Genomic DNA, 14,971 nt, shown 5'->3' with positions numbered 1-14,971 from the left:
GGTCAGCATAGACAAGCTCCCCTCACCGGCCAGTCGAGGCCGGTGAGAGGAGCGGGTGCGGTGCTGCGGCGCGGGGTCAGTCGTCGCTGTTCGGAGCCTGGTCGACGACCGGGATCTCGGCCCGCTTGCGCGGCGTGAGCGCGGCGAGCACGCCCAGCACGCCGAAGATGATCAGGCCGCCCGCGACGAACCAGCCCAGCGAGGGCAGCTCGACGTGGATCAGGCGGCGGGCCAGGAACGCCCCCGCGACGAACAGGAACAGCAGGCCGAAGAAGAGAGACACCGAGTCGGTGCGGTGGGCTTTCACCGGATCACCTCCGCGTTGGCGGCGTTGACGTCGAGGTTGATGCGCAGGGTGCCGCCGCCGGGGCCGTCGGCCCCGACGTCGGTCTGGGTGTCGTTGACGCCCGCACCGTTGATCTCCCGCCCGAAGACGCTGGCGTTGCCCAGGTTGACGTCGGTGATGACCGTGACGTCCACCCCGTCCGGGACGAGGATGCGCAGTCTGCCGGCCGTGATCTGCGCCGTGACCTTGGTGTCGCGGCCGGCCAGGTCGAGTCCGGTCAGGTCGAGCGTGGCGTCACCGAAGCGGTGCTCGTACCGGTCGGCCAGGTCGTTGACGCTGGTCGGCGCCCAGGTGACGGTGCCGGCCTGGCTGCGCACCCGGTCCCAGTCGTCCCCGGCGTTGGCCATCGGCAGCGCCAGGGCGAGCAGGATGCCCAGGAAGATCCAGCCGCGGGCGCGGCCGATCCAGGCCCCGACGACCAGGCCCGCACCGGCCACCGCCAGCGCGGCGGCGACGTACACGGTGCCGTCGACGGAGACCCCGGCCATGTCCGCCATCGCCAGCAGGCCGAGCGCGATCAGCGCCACCCCGAAGATCAGGCGGCCCAGCCGCGAGGACTCCGGCCGGGGCTTGACCGGCAGCGGGGGCGGCGGAGGCGGCGGGGGCGCCGCCGGCACGTACGGCCCGTGCGGGGCGAACGGCGGCCGGTAGCCGGTGGGCTCACCGGGGATCGGCGCGGTGACCGTCGCCGGGCCGGAGCCGGTCGCGGCGGCGTACTCCGCGGGCTGCGGAGCGGTGTACTGCGGCGCGGCGTACTGCGGGGGCAGGTAGGTCACGCCGGGGTGCTGGCGCGGCCGGTGGCCGTTGCTGCGGCTGACCACCAGGGCGGCGACGACCAGCCCGATCGCCGCGATGACGGCCATCTCGAAGCTGTTGGTCACGCCGCCGAGCGCGAACACCGCCACCACGCCCAGCACCAGCGTCAGCGTCGACGAGGTGCCGGAGTAGCCGCGGCCGAACAGGGCCTCCAGCGGTGAGGCGCTGTCGCCCTCGGCCGGGGTGAGCAGCCAGAACGCCAGGTACACGATGATGCCGATGCCGAAGATCGACAGGACGCCGATCAGCACCCGCCACAGCAGCGGGTCGGTGTTGGTGGCCCGGCCGAGGGCCCCGCAGACGCCCGCGAGGTAGCGACCGTGCCGGGGGCGGATCAGGCCGTACCCGGCCGCCCAGGAGACGTACGGGGCCGCCTCAGGACCGGGGGGTGTCCGGTCCGCCGGAGGCGGGTGCGGGGCGTCCGCCGGGGGCGGCGTGGTGCCGCCGTCACCGGCGCCGTCCCCGCGAGGGGGAGTCGGGGTCTCATCGCTCATACCGTCGATAGTGAGGCTGAGCTGGCCTGACCCGCCTCAGGACCGGACCCTGAGCCCACCCTGATAATGGAGGTCACCGTATCTGGGGGTCTCACCCGTGGGCGGCCGTGCGCCGGCCGTGACACGATCGATCACGTGTCGACCTCCGTGCCCGAGACCCCCCGGCTGACCCGCTCCCGCTCCGACCGCCTGGTCGCGGGGGTCGCCGGGGGCATCGCCGCGCACGTACGGCTGTCGCCCACGCTGGTCCGCATCATCTTCCTGCTGCTGCTCCCGCTCAACGGCCTGGGCGCGCTGCTGTACGCCGTCTTCTGGGCCGTGCTGCCCGCGGGCGAGGACGGCGGCCGCCGCCGCCCGTCGATCCGGCTGGTGCCGTTCGTGCTGGCCGGGCTCGCGCTGATGGCCGTCAGCATCCTGATCAACCGGGACGGCGGCATCGGCATGACCGTCGGCTGGCTGGTCGCGCTGGTGGCGGTCGGCGCGGGCATCATCTGGCACCAGGCCGACCCGGACCGGCGGCAGCGCTGGACCGACGCCTCCCCGAACGCGCCGTGGCTGGCGGCGCTGTCCGACGGGGACCGGCGCATGTACGTGCTGCGCTTCATCGGCGGGGGCGTCCTGGTCGCCGTCGGCATGATCGGCGTCATCGTCATCTACTCCCCGAAGACGATCGGGGCGATCAGCTGGGGCGATCTGTGGATCGCGGTGGCCTTCGCCCTGGTGGCGCTGGCCGGGGTGGGCCTGGTCGCGGCGCCGCTGCTGTGGCGGATGCTGACGGCGCTGCGCGCCGAGCGGGAGGGCCGCATCCGCGAGCAGGAGCGCGCCGAGCTGGCCGCGATGGTGCACGACCAGGTGCTGCACACGCTGGCGCTGATCCAGCGCAACGCCGCCGACCAGGCCGCGGTGACCCGGCTGGCGCGCGGCCAGGAACGCAGCCTGCGCACCTGGTTGTACCAGCCCACGGGCTCGCCGACGGAGCACTTCGCGGCGGCGTTGCAGGCGGCCGCGGCGGAGGTGGAGGATACCTACGGGATCGTCGTCGAGGCGGTCGTGGTGGGCGATCGCAAGGTCGACGAGCGGGTGGCGGCGATGGTCGCCGCGGCCCGCGAGGCGCTGGTCAACGCGGCCCGGCACGCGCAGGTCAAGAGCGTCTCGCTGTACGCGGAGGCGGAGCCGACGATGCTGAGCGTGTTCGTCCGCGACCGCGGCACGGGGTTCGACCCGACCGCGGTGGAGGAGCGCCGCCACGGCGTCCGGGGTTCGATCATCGGGCGGATGGCCCGCCACGGGGGCCAGGCCGAGATCCGCAGCACGGTCGGCGAGGGCACCGAGGTGCGGCTGAGCCTGTCCGTCACGTCCTTGAAAGAGGAGTAGGGATATATATGAGCGAGCAGCGCTTGCGGGTGTTCCTGGTCGACGATCACGGGATGTTCCGGGCCGGGGTGCGGGCCGAGCTGGGCGCCCACGTCGACGTGGTCGGCGAGGCGGCGACCGTGGCCCAGGCGGTGTCGATGATCGGGTCGACGGTCCCCGACGTGGTGCTGCTCGACGTGCACATGCCCGACGGCGGCGGCCGCGCGGTGCTGGAGGCGGTGCGGCGCACCCAGCCGCAGGTGCGCTTCCTGGCCCTGTCGGTGTCGGACGCGGCCGAGGACGTGATCGGGCTGATCCGGGCCGGGGCAAGGGGTTACGTCACCAAGACGATCTCGCCCGACGACCTGGTCGACGCGATCCGGCGGGTGGCCGACGGGGACGCGGTCTTCTCGCCGCGGCTGGCCGGGTTCGTGCTGGACGCCTTCGCGGCGCGGCCGGACGCGCCGGTGGCCGACCCCGAGCTGGACCAGCTCACCAACCGGGAGCGGGAGGTGCTGCGGCTGCTGGCGCGGGGGTACGCGTACAAGGAGATCGCCAAGGAGCTGTTCATCTCCATCAAGACCGTCGAGACGCACGTCTCGAACGTGCTGCGGAAGTTGCAGATGTCCAACCGGTACGAATTGTCGCGGTGGGCGGCGGATCGACGTCTGGTGTGACGCTCTGTATCGCCCAATCCGTGAGAAGCCAGTTACCTCCATGTTTCGATTCTGGATCAACACCCTGGTCGACCTGCTGAATCGCGGCTGTTCAGAGCGTTTTCCTTCGATCAAGAAAGTTGCTTGACGCGGTATCGGCGTCGTCCCGTCTCGGTAACGGGTTGGTATCAGGGCCTTCCCGGCGCGTGGCGAGGGGTGCGAAAGTGTGGCCACCTCACACCCCCTCGTGAGCGCCTGAGGAGGCACACGAATGCGCGGGAAATCCCTTAAGGCAGCGGTGGCTACCGCCGCTGTCGCGCTGATTGCCGCTGGTTGCACCAGCACCCCCGAGCCGGAGACGCCGAGCGACACCGGCGGCGAGCTCCGGATCTACGCGTCGGAGCCGGCGAGCCTGTTCCCGCCGATGGCCGACGACAACCCGTCGATCGTCGTCATCCGCCAGATCTACAAGGGTCTGGTCGAGTACGACACCAAGGGTGCTCCGGTCAACGTCATCGCTGACTCGATCACCTCGTCCGACAACAAGGTGTGGACGATCAAGCTGAAGTCGGGCTTCAAGTTCACCAACGACGAGCCGGTGACCGCCGACAGCTTCATCAACGCGTGGAACTTCACCGCGTACGGCCCGAACGCTGCCACCAACTCGTACTTCCTGTCGAACATCGGCGGGTACGACGCGCTGCAGTCGAAGGACCCGGACGGCGACGGCCCGAAGACGGCTCCCGAGCCGGCGGCCAAGACCCTGTCGGGTCTGAAGAAGATCGACGACACGACCTTCGAGGTCACCCTGACCAAGGCCTTCTCGGGCTTCCCGGCGCAGGTCGGCTACTCGGGCTACTTCCCGGTCGCCAAGGCCTGCCTCGACGACGTCAAGGCCTGCACCGAGAAGCCGATCGGCAACGGTGCATACAAGATCGAGGGCTCCTGGGAGCACAACGTCCAGGTGAAGCTGTCGCGCAACGACGCCTACACGGCGTCGAAGGGCAAGGCCGACACGCTGGTCTTCAAGATCTACGACAAGCAGGAGACGGGCTACGCCGACTTCAAGGCCGGCGAGCTGGACATCTTCGAGGCTGTCCCCTCGGCTGAGGTCAAGGCCGCCATGGCGCAGTACGGCGAGCGCTTCTTCCAGAAGCCGTCGAACAACTTCACCTACGTCGGCCTGCCGCTGTACGACGCGCGCTTCCAGGACAAGAAGATCCGTCAGGCGCTGTCGCTCGCGATCGACCGCCAGGCGATCATCGACGCCGTGTTCGACGGCCGCTTCTCGGCCGCGCAGGGCGTCGTGAGCCCGAACTTCCTCGGCTACCGTGACGGCGCTTGCGCGAACTGCAAGTACGACCCGGTGAAGGCCAAGTCGCTGCTGGACGAGGCGGGCGGCTGGAAGGGCGGCAAGATCGTCCTGTGGGCGAACGCCGGTGCGGGCCACGAGAAGTGGATGCAGGCTGTCGGCGACGGCTGGAAGAAGGACCTGGGCATCGACTACGAGCTCAACACCTCGCTCCAGTTCCCCGAGTACCTGGCCAAGGGCGACCAGAAGAAGTTCGACGGCCCGTTCCGTCTCGGCTGGGGCCCGGACTACCCGTGGTTCGAGACCTACCTGGCGCCGCTGTACGGCACCGGTGGCTCCTCGAACAACAGCGGCTACACCAACCCCGCGTTCGACCAGCTGGTCGAGCAGGGCAACGGTGCCAAGACGCAGGACGAGGGCATCAAGTTCTACCAGCAGGCTGAAGACGTCATCGTCGACGACCTGCCGGTCATCCCGATGTGGTTCGGCAAGGTCTCGGACGTGTACAGCGAGAACGTCAAGACCTTCGTCTTCAACCCCATCTCCGGCGTCGAGTACGACAAGGTCGTCCTCAACCCCGCCAAGTGATCTCCTGATCGCTTGATCTGATCCACACTCACGCGGGGCGGTGGGGAACCTGGACCGGTTCCCCACCGCCCCGATGGCTCCGAGAGGAGGACCAGAGGTGGGACGCTACGTCATTCGACGCTTGCTGCAGTTCATTCCCACGGTCCTAGGAACGTTGTTCCTCCTTCACTACCTGACCTCGGTGGGCATGCAGCTCACCGGTAACCCGGTCCGCGCGCTGTTCGGGGACAAGACCCCGCCCAAGTCGACGCTGGATGCCATCACCCGGGCGCTCCATCTGGACGACCCCTGCCTGAAGCAGCCCGGGAACCCGTGTTTCAACCTCTTCTTCCAGCGGATCGGCGTGGCCAAGGTAAACGGCCACTTCGACGGCTACCTGCAGGGCAACTTCGGCACCGACCTGCACTTCCGTGCGGTCACCGAGATCGTCGGTGACGCGATGCCGTTCACTCTGAAGATCACGCTGATCGCGTTCCTCGTCGAGGCGATCGTGGGCATCCTCGCGGGCGTGCTGGCCGGCACGCGCAGCGGCGGCTTCATGGACTACTTCGTGAAGATCAGCACGGTGCTCGTGATCTCCGTCCCCGTCTTCGTGCTGGGTCTGCTGATCCAGGAGTACGTCGGCGTCCAGTTCGGCAACTGGCTGCGGGGCATGTCCTGGGTTCCGGAATGGATCTCTCGCGGCATGTTCGGTGCCGCGTACAAGAGGGACTATCCGTTCGCGAGCCTGATGCTGCCGGGTGTCGTGCTGGGCCTGCTGGGCCTGGCCACCACCGCCCGGCTCACCCGCACCAGCGTCCAGGAGAACCTGCGGGCCGACTTCGTCCGCACGGCCAGGGCCAAGGGCCTCACCACCAAGCGCGTGATCGGCGTCCACACGCTGCGCAACTCGCTGATCCCGGTGGTCACCAACCTGGGCCTGTCGCTGGCGGTCTACCTGACGGGCGCCATCGTGACCGAGGGCATCTTCAACGTGCCCGGCATCGGCAACAAGATCGGCCGCGCCATCTTCCAGGGCGAGTCCGTGGTGCTGATCGGCATCACCACCATGCTGGTGCTGGCATACCTCTCGATCACGCTCCTGGTGGACCTGCTCTACGCCGTGCTCGACCCGAGGATCCGCTATGAGTGACAGCATCGACAACAGCACTTTCACGGCCAACTCGGTGGCACCGGCGATGGCCACGACCCTGCCCGCCGACCCGGCCCCGGCCAAGGACCTGCGCAACGAGCCGGCCAAGGAGCGCAACGCGAGCCTGTGGTCGGACGCCTGGCGCGAGCTGATCCGCAACCCCGTCTTCATGATCTCTTTCGGGTACATCCTGCTGATGACCTCGATGGCGGTCCTGCCGAAGCTGTGGACCAGCAAGGACCCCACGATCTGCGAGATCCGCGAGGCCAAGCTCGGCCCCAGCGCCGCGCACTGGTTCGGCACCAGCGTCAACGGCTGCGACTACTACGCGCACATCGTGTACGGCGTGCGCCCGTCGCTGCTCATCGCGCTGTTCGCCACCCTGGGCATCACCTTCCTGGGTATCACCCTGGGCCTGATCACCGGCTTCTACGGCGGCTGGGTCGACTCGCTCGTGTCGCGTATCGCCGACATCATCTACTCGCTGCCCTACCTGCTGGGTGCGCTGGTGTTCCTCACCGTCATGCGCAAGAGCGAGCTGATGACCAAGAGCCAGTTCAGCCAGGTCGTCGTCATCGCCCTGGTGCTGGTGACCCTGGGCTGGGTGGGTGTCACCCGGATCATGCGAGGCAGCGTGCTCGCGGCCAAGAACCTCGACTTCGTCCACGCCGCCAAGGCACTGGGCGCGTCGAACTTCCGGCTGATGTTCCGGCACATCCTGCCGAACTCGATCGCACCGGTGATCGTCGTCATGACGATCTCGCTGGGCGGGTTCATCTCGGCGGAGGCGACGCTGACCTTCCTCGGCGCCGGTCTCCAGGCGCCGGCCGTCTCGTGGGGCGTCATGATCGCCGGGCACGTCCCGTACTTCACCGACTATCCGCACCTGGTGCTCATCCCGTGTGCGTTCCTGGTCGGCACGGTGCTCTCGTTCATCCTGATGGGCGACGCCCTGCGCGACGCTCTCGACCCGAAGCTGAGGTGAGAACATGACTGAGGTTTCGGTCGACTTCAGCCCGGCGCTGCGCGGCACCGACTCCAGCGCGCCGCTGCTGCAGGTGGAGGACCTCCGGGTGGAATTCCGCACCCGGGCCGGTGTGGCCAAGGCCATCAACGGCGTGTCGTTCGAGGTCAACTCGGGTGAGACGCTGGCGATCCTGGGCGAGTCGGGCTGCGGCAAGTCCGTGACCGCGCAAGCGATCATGGGCATCCTGGACACCCCGCCGGGGTTCATCACCGGCGGCGAGATCCGCTACCGCGGCGTGGACCTGCTCAAGCGCACCGCCGAGGAGCGCCGGCTGGTCCGGGCCAACAAGATCGCCATGATCTTCCAGGACGCCCTCTCGGCGCTGAACCCCGTGTTCAACGTCGGGTTCCAGCTGGCGGAGCTGTTCCGCAAGCACCGGGGCATGTCGCGGGCCGACGGCAAGAAGCGCGCCATCGAGCTGCTCGACCTGGTCAAGATCCCGGCGGCCCGGCAGCGGGTGGGCGACTACCCGCACCAGTTCTCCGGCGGTATGCGCCAGCGCGTCATGATCGCGATGTCGCTGGCGCTGGACCCCGAGCTGCTCATCGCCGACGAGCCCACGACCGCCCTGGACGTGACCGTCCAGGCGCAGATCATGGGCCTGCTCGCCGAGTTGCAGCGCGAGCGCAACATGGGCCTGATCCTGATCACCCACGACATGGGTGTGGTCGCCGACGTGGCGGACCGCATCAACGTCATGTACGCGGGCCGGATCGTGGAGAAGGCGCCGGTGTACGACATCTACGCCAAGCCGTCGCACCCGTACACCAAGGCGCTGCTCGAGTCGATCCCCCGGGTCGACCTCAAGGGCCAGCAGCTGAACGTGATCAAGGGCCTGCCGCCGAACCTGACCAGGATCCCGGCCGGCTGCGCGTTCAACCCCCGGTGCCGGTACACGCAGGACGTCTGCAAGGCCGACCCGGTGCCGCCGCTGCACCAGATCCAGCCCGGCATCGCCAGCGCCTGCCACTTCTGGAAGGAGGTCCGCGGTGAGTGACGTCGTGCTCGAAACCCGCGACCTGGTCAAGCACTTCCCGCTGACCAGGGGGATCCTCTTCAAGACCAAGGTCGGCGCGGTCCGGGCGGTCGACGGGATCAACCTGCAGCTGCACCGCGGCGAGACTCTCGGCGTGGTCGGCGAGTCGGGCTGCGGCAAGTCCACGCTCGCCAAGCTGCTCGTCGGCCTGGAGAAGCCCACCAGCGGATCCATCGTCGTGCGCGGGCAGGACACCTCGAAGCTCGGCGGCGAGGCGATGCGGCGGGCGCGGCGCAACATCCAGCTCGTGATGCAGGACCCGTACACGTCGCTGAACCCGCGTATGACGGTCGGCGACATCGTGGCCGAGCCGTTCCAGATCCACAGCGACGTGGCACCCAAGGGCGACATCCGCCGCCGGGTGCAGGAGCTGCTGGAACTCGTGGGCCTGAACCCCGAGCACATCAACCGCTACCCGCACCAGTTCTCCGGCGGCCAGCGCCAGCGCATCGGCATCGCCCGCGCGCTCGCGCTCAAGCCGGAGATCATCCTCTGCGACGAGCCGGTCTCCGCGCTCGACATCTCGATCCAGGCCCAGGTCATGAACCTGCTGGACGAGCTGCAGAGCGAGCTGGGGCTGTCGTACATCTTCATCGCCCACGACCTGTCGGTGGTGCGCCACATCGCCGACCGCGTGGCCGTGATGTACCTGGGCAAGGTGGTCGAGAACGGCACGGACGTGCAGATCTACGACCAGCCGACCCACCCGTACACGCAGGCGCTGCTGTCGGCCGTGCCGGTGCCGGACCCGACGCTGCGCGGGCACCGGGACCAGATCGTGCTGGAGGGCGACGTGCCGTCACCGGCCAACCCGCCGTCCGGCTGCCGGTTCCGCACCCGGTGCTGGAAGGTGCAGGACATCTGCGCCACCCAGGAGCCGCTGCTGCAGATCTCGGCGAAGTCGGGGCACGAGAGCGCCTGCCACTTCGCCGAGGTGCGGGACGTGGTCCACGCCACCCAGTGATCCGGGTGGAGTGACTCCCGGTGGCGAACGGTCAGGTTGGGTTGAGCCTCCGGCCGGACCGTCCGCCACCGGGTCAACATAGAGCAGGGCACCGCACGCTTCGCGAGCGGTGCCCTGTGCTTGCTTCGGCGGCCTTTCCACTTGCGCCGCAACGGGGTCGCGCCCTCAACGGCCCCGCTTTTAATCGACGCTGGCCTATCTGGAGGACGAATAACGAGAATCCGTCCTCTAGATAGGCCAGCGTCAATGCTAAGTGGGTGCGGTGGACGCGCCGCTCAGGCGGAGTACCGCCTACAGGGGCCCGCGGCCGGCGCGGAGGATGAGCAGGGCGAGCTGGGTGCCGTCGGGGCCGAGTTCGGCGCGGAAGCGGTCCATGATCTCGCGCTCGCGGCTCAGCACCAGCCGGGTGCCGCCCGAGGCGACGCGGGTCTGGCCGACCCGCTGCGAGATCGCGGCGCGCTCGCGCCACAGCGTGATGATGGCGGCGTCGATGGCGTCGATGCGCTCCCGCATCGCCGTGATCTCCGACGCGGCCTCCGGCGCTTCGGCGCCGGTCTGGGCGATGACACTCATGAGTACTCCTCGATGGGATCGTCGCTCGTCTGTGCCCTGGGCAGAAGAAAAGCCCCGGGCTCGGCGAGCCCGGGGCTTTTCGTCAGGTCTGCTGCTCAGTCAGGCGCGACCTACGGCTGCCGGGGCTCCGGAGCCATAGGTAAAGGAGAACGCCTGCTTGATCACGTTGCCCAGTATGCCACGGATGCCGGGCGACGCCATCAACTCGACCATCATGTGAGAGCCGTCCTGCTCAGCCCAGCTTGGTGATGCGGTCGGCCGACCCCGGTGCGATCGGACCGGTCGCCAGGTGCGCGACCAGCGCGTCCACGTCGAAACCGGGTGCGTAGACCCGGCCCGTGCCCCCGGTCAGCACGGTGAACCCGTCGCCGCCGTTGGCCAGGAAGTCGTTGGTCGTCACCAGGTACGTCGCCGCCGGGTCGATCGGGGTGCCGTTGAGCGCGATGTTCGACACCCGCGAGCCGAGCGGCAGCGTGGTGTCGTACGCGTAGGTGAAGCCCGCCGAGACCTGGAGGATCTTCGTCGTGGCCTGCCCGAGGTAGCCCGCGAACTGCTGCTCCAGCACCTGCTTGAGCTGTGCCCCGGTCAGCGACTGGGTCACCACCAGGTTGTTGAACGGCTGCACCGTGAACGCCTCGCCGTAGGTGACCTGGCCGGGCGCCTCGCCGCCGGGCGAGTTGCTGTAGCTGAGCGCGGCGCGGATGCCGCCCGGGTTCATCAGCGCGAGCTGTGCCCCGGTCGACGTCGTCCGGGCGAGCTGGGCGTCGGCGATGACGTCGCCCAGCGGGCTCTCGCCGTTGGCCTTGTTGTTGTGGGGGATGTCGGCGCTGATGCTGCCGACGATGCGGTTGGCCAGCGGCGCCACGGCGGTGCGGTACTTGTCCGCGATGACCTTGGCGGCCGGGTCGACCAGCGCGGGGTTGCGCACGTACACGCCCGGAGCGGAGGTCTGCCAGGTGCCGTCGGGGTTGCGCACGCCGTTCTCGGCGATGACGTTGTGCGCCTCGATCGAGGTGAAGGTGCGGCTGCGGCGGTCCATGGTCATAGTGATGTCGGTGACCAGGGCGCCGTTGGTGCCCGCGCTCGTGACCACGACCGGCTTGCCGGTGGCGTTGGGCAGCGAGCACGAGTAGAAGCGGTGCGTGTGCCCGGAGACGACGATGCCGAACTCGTCGCGCAGCCCGGCCACGATCGGGGTGATCGCACCGGCGAACGCCGAGCAGGTGGAGATGTCGCCGGTCGGGCCCTGCTGGCCGCCCTCGTGGATCAGCAGCACCTGGGCCTTGACGCCGAGCAGGCGCAGGATGCCGCCCCACAGGTTGGCCGTCTCGACCTCGTCCTTGAACTCGACCGTGGTGATGCCGGCCGGGTTGACGATGGTCGGGGTGGCCTTCAGGGTCAGGCCGACGAAGCCGACCGGGACCCCGTCGATGATCTTCACGCTGACCGGCGGCAGCACCGGCAGCTTGGTGCGCTTGTCCACCACGTTGGCGGCCAGGTACGTGAAGGCGGCGCCGTCGAAGCCGTCGCCGTCGGCACAGCCGTCGGTGGGGTGGCAGCCGCCGCGCTGGAGGCGCTTGAGCTCGGTCACGCCCTCGTCGAACTCGTGGTTGCCGACCGAGGTGATCTCCAGGCCGAGCTCGCTCAGCAGCTCGATCGTGGGCTCGTCGTGGAACGCGGCGCTGACCAGCGGGCTGGCGCCCACCATGTCGCCCGCGCCCACGGTGACCACGTCGCGGCCCGCGGCGATGTTCTCGGCGCGCAGCTTCTTGACCCAGGTGGCGAGGTATTCCACCCCGCCGGCCGGGTTGCCGAGGACCAGGCCGCCGCTGCCGGTGGGCGGGTCGATGGCGCCGTGGAAGTCGTTGAAGGCGAGCAGTGCGCCGTTGGCGGTGTGGGTGGCCGCCGCCGGTTCGGCCAGCTTGAGAGCGACCGGGGTGAGGGGGGTCCACGCGGCGGGCGTGGTGTCAGCGCTGGATCCGCCGGCCGGCGAGATCGCCGCGACGACGGCCACCGCGAGCGCCGGGGCAGCCAGCACCCGCAGCACGCTCGTCCAGCTCCGATGGCGGGGGTGACTCATAGAGACGCCTCCATTGTCTGCGCCGCGCTCGTATGCGCGGCAGGCTATGGACATCCTGGAGCAGCGCGCCCGCTCGCGCCACCAGAGATCGGTGACGTTTGCGTGACCGCCGGTCGGCTCGGAGCGCTGTCAGCCGGGACGCATAGACTCACCAGACGATGCATCCTCTCTTCGACCTCCCTGACGCCACGCCGTCCACCGAGCGCACGGCGGGTGCCGGTGCACCCGCGCAGGGCTCCCGCGGCGGCGATCCCTCCCGCGTGATGAAGCTGCTGGAGGGTCTCAACGAGCCCCAGCGCGCCGCGGTGGTGCACGCCGGCGGCCCGCTGCTGATCGTCGCCGGTGCCGGCTCGGGCAAGACCCGGGTGCTCACCCAGCGCATCGCGTACCTGCTGGCCGCGCGGGACGTGCACCCGGGCGAGATCCTGGCCATCACCTTCACCAACAAGGCCGCGGGCGAGCTGCGCGAGCGCGTGGCGCACCAGGTCGGCAACCGGGCCCGGATGATGTGGGTGTCCACCTTCCATTCGGCTTGCCTGCGCATCCTGCGCGCCGAGCACGAGCACGCCGGGCTGAAGTCGTCGTTCTCGATCTACGACGCCGACGACTCGCGGCGGCTGATGCAGCTGGTCTCCCGCGAGCTCGACCTCGACCCCAAGCGCTACCCGCCGCGCAGCCTGGCCGCGCAGGTGTCGAACCTGAAGAACGAGCTGATCGACCCGGAGTCGTTCACGGCGAGCGGCCCGACCCAGCGCGTGCTCGCCGAGGCGTACACGCTGTACCAGCAGCGCCTCCAGCAGGCGCACGCGCTCGACTTCGACGACATCATCATGCGTACGGTGCACCTGCTCCAGGCCAAGCCGGAGGTCACCGAGAAGTACCGCCGCCGGTTCCGCCACGTGCTCGTCGACGAGTACCAGGACACCAACCACGCGCAGTACATGCTGATCAAGGAGTTGGTCGGGGGCGGTGACGCCGCGGCTTCGCAGGCCACGCCTCCCGGTGAGCTGTGTGTGGTCGGTGACGCCGACCAGTCGATCTACGCCTTCCGGGGCGCGACCATCCGCAACATCCTGGAGTTCGAGCGCGACTACCCGCATGCCACCACGATCCTGCTGGAGCAGAACTACCGCTCGACGCAGACCATCCTCAGCGCCGCCAACGCGGTGATCGACCGCAACGCCGACCGCAAGCCCAAGCGGCTGTGGAGCGACCAGGGCGCGGGCGAGCAGATCACCGGGTATGTGGCCGACAACGAGCACGCCGAGGCCGACTGGGTGGCCCGCGAGATCGACCGGCTGTGCGACGCGGACGCGGCCCGGCCGGGCGACGTGGCGGTCTTCTACCGCACCAACGCCCAGTCCCGGGTGTTCGAGGACATCTTCATCCGGCTCGGGCTGCCGTACAAGGTCGTCGGCGGGGTGCGCTTCTACGAGCGCAAGGAGGTCCGCGACGCGCTGGCCTACCTGCGGGCGATCGCCAACGAGGACGACACCGTCAGCATGCGGCGGATCATCAACACGCCCAAGCGCGGCCTGGGCGACCGGGCCGAGGCCGTGGTGGAGGCGCTGGCGGCGCGGGAGCGGGTGTCGTTCGGGGCGGCGCTGCGCCGGGCGGCGGACGCGCCGGGCATCGCCACCCGCGCGGTGAACTCGATCAACGACTTCCTGGCGATGCTCGACGAGGCCCGCGACCTGGCCCGTGAGGCGCCCCCGGAGGCGGTGCTGGAGTTCATCCTGTCCCGTTCGGGCCTGCTGGCCGAGCTGGAGGCGAGCCTGGACCCGCAGGACGAGGGCCGGGTGGAGAACCTCCAGGAACTCGTCAGCGTCGCCCGGGAGTACGCCGAGCGCACCGCGGCCGCCGACGAGACCCCGGCGCTGGCGGGCTTCCTGGAGCAGGTGGCCCTGGTCGCCGACGCCGACCAGGTGCCCAGCGACGACCCCGACCACCAGGGCGTGGTCACGCTGATGACCCTGCACACCGCCAAGGGGCTGGAGTTCCCGGTGGTGTTCCTGAGCGGTCTGGAGGACGGCGTCTTCCCGCACCTGCGCTCGCTCGGCGACGTCAAGGAGCTGGAGGAGGAGCGCCGCCTGGCGTACGTCGGGATCACCCGTGCCCGGCAGCGGCTGTACCTGTCCCGGGCGGTGACCCGCTCGGCCTGGGGCCAGCCGCAGTACAACCCGCCGTCGCGGTTCCTGGAGGAGCTGCCGCCGGAGCTGCTGGACTGGAAGCGCACCGAGGGTGCGGTGAGCTCGTGGGGCGGCGACCGCGGCGGCATCGGCGGCCGCGAGCGCAGCCAGGAGCGCGCGGCGAGCACGTTCGTCGGCGGCACGAGCCGCGCGGCGGCGCTGGCCAGCCGGATCGGCGTGGACCCGAGCAAGCTCGCCACGGCCAGCGACCTGGCCTCGGCTCCGGCCCTGTCGGCCGGTGACCGGGTCAACCACCAGCGCTACGGCCTGGGCCGGGTGCTCGCGGTGCAGGGTGTCGGGGCCCGGGCGCAGGCCCAGGTCGACTTCGGCGACCAGGTGTTGTGGCTGGTGGTCCGGCACGCGCCGATCGAGAAGATCTGAGCCGTACCCTCCGCTGAAACGACG

The 14,971-nt window shown here is 69.7% G+C and carries 12 protein-coding genes; 8 read left to right on the top strand and 4 right to left on the bottom strand.

The genetic code is table 11. The features are described 5' to 3' along the window. Nucleotides 1–76: 76 nt before the first annotated feature. Both Cs7R123_RS16780 and Cs7R123_RS16775 read right to left on the bottom strand, forming a co-directional pair. Nucleotides 77–307 carry a hypothetical protein gene (locus tag Cs7R123_RS16780; protein WP_212827602.1) on the bottom strand — a complete coding sequence of 77 codons (231 nt, stop codon included), beginning with the start codon at nucleotides 305–307 and terminating at the stop codon, nucleotides 77–79. Beyond that, complete coding sequence (locus Cs7R123_RS16775) at nucleotides 304–1,656, bottom strand: PspC domain-containing protein (RefSeq protein WP_212827601.1); 1,353 nt, start codon at nucleotides 1,654–1,656, stop codon at nucleotides 304–306. Before Cs7R123_RS16775 ends, Cs7R123_RS16780 begins: the two co-directional genes overlap by 4 nt. A 66-nt stretch (nucleotides 1,657–1,722) precedes the next feature. Here Cs7R123_RS16775 and Cs7R123_RS16770 point away from each other — a divergent pair, with 66 nt between their 5' ends. From Cs7R123_RS16770 to Cs7R123_RS16740, 7 genes are all read left to right on the top strand, one after another. Then, a complete protein-coding gene (locus Cs7R123_RS16770; RefSeq protein WP_212827600.1) occupies nucleotides 1,723–3,030 on the top strand; it encodes an ATP-binding protein in 1,308 nt (435 codons plus the stop codon). Between the two features lie 8 nt (nucleotides 3,031–3,038). Further along, nucleotides 3,039–3,686: a response regulator transcription factor gene (locus Cs7R123_RS16765; protein ID WP_212827598.1), complete on the top strand. Its 648-nt coding sequence runs from the start codon at nucleotides 3,039–3,041 to the stop codon at nucleotides 3,684–3,686. Between the two features lie 250 nt (nucleotides 3,687–3,936). After that, on the top strand, nucleotides 3,937–5,565 hold the full coding sequence (locus tag Cs7R123_RS16760) for an ABC transporter substrate-binding protein (protein ID WP_212827597.1): 1,629 nt from the start codon (nucleotides 3,937–3,939) through the stop codon (nucleotides 5,563–5,565). A gap of 97 nt (nucleotides 5,566–5,662) precedes the next feature. Then, the gene (locus tag Cs7R123_RS16755) at nucleotides 5,663–6,697 is read left to right on the top strand and encodes an ABC transporter permease (RefSeq protein WP_212827595.1); all 1,035 of its coding nucleotides are present in this window, start codon (nucleotides 5,663–5,665) and stop codon (nucleotides 6,695–6,697) included. Then, nucleotides 6,690–7,682 carry an ABC transporter permease gene (locus Cs7R123_RS16750; protein ID WP_244871871.1) on the top strand — a complete coding sequence of 331 codons (993 nt, stop codon included), beginning with the start codon at nucleotides 6,690–6,692 and terminating at the stop codon, nucleotides 7,680–7,682. Before Cs7R123_RS16755 ends, Cs7R123_RS16750 begins: the two co-directional genes overlap by 8 nt. Nucleotides 7,683–7,686: 4 nt before the next feature. Continuing rightward, nucleotides 7,687–8,721, top strand: a complete 1,035-nt coding sequence (locus tag Cs7R123_RS16745; RefSeq protein ID WP_212827594.1) for an ABC transporter ATP-binding protein — start codon at nucleotides 7,687–7,689, stop codon at nucleotides 8,719–8,721. After that, on the top strand, nucleotides 8,714–9,724 hold the full coding sequence (locus Cs7R123_RS16740; RefSeq protein WP_212827593.1) for an ABC transporter ATP-binding protein: 1,011 nt from the start codon (nucleotides 8,714–8,716) through the stop codon (nucleotides 9,722–9,724). Before Cs7R123_RS16745 ends, Cs7R123_RS16740 begins: the two co-directional genes overlap by 8 nt. 291 nt (nucleotides 9,725–10,015) lie before the next feature. Here the strand turns inward: Cs7R123_RS16740 and Cs7R123_RS16735 are convergent, their stop codons facing one another. Further along, on the bottom strand, nucleotides 10,016–10,297 hold the full coding sequence (locus Cs7R123_RS16735; RefSeq protein ID WP_212827592.1) for a chorismate mutase: 282 nt from the start codon (nucleotides 10,295–10,297) through the stop codon (nucleotides 10,016–10,018). A 232-nt stretch (nucleotides 10,298–10,529) separates the two neighbouring features. Then, entirely contained in the window at nucleotides 10,530–12,377 is a 1,848-nt protein-coding gene (locus Cs7R123_RS16730) for a bifunctional UDP-sugar hydrolase/5'-nucleotidase (RefSeq protein ID WP_212827591.1), read from the bottom strand. A 263-nt stretch (nucleotides 12,378–12,640) separates the two neighbouring features. Between Cs7R123_RS16730 and pcrA the strand changes: the two genes are divergently transcribed. Further along, nucleotides 12,641–14,947 carry a DNA helicase PcrA gene (pcrA, locus tag Cs7R123_RS16725; RefSeq protein ID WP_244872014.1) on the top strand — a complete coding sequence of 769 codons (2,307 nt, stop codon included), beginning with the start codon at nucleotides 12,641–12,643 and terminating at the stop codon, nucleotides 14,945–14,947. Nucleotides 14,948–14,971 lie beyond the last annotated feature (24 nt).

The sequence above is a fragment of the Catellatospora sp. TT07R-123 genome (assembly GCF_018327705.1).
In the GTDB taxonomy this organism is placed as follows: Bacteria; Actinomycetota; Actinomycetes; order Mycobacteriales; family Micromonosporaceae; genus Catellatospora.
The sequence above is the reverse complement of the archived record's forward strand: the minus strand, read 5'-3'. Positions and strand labels throughout refer to the sequence as shown.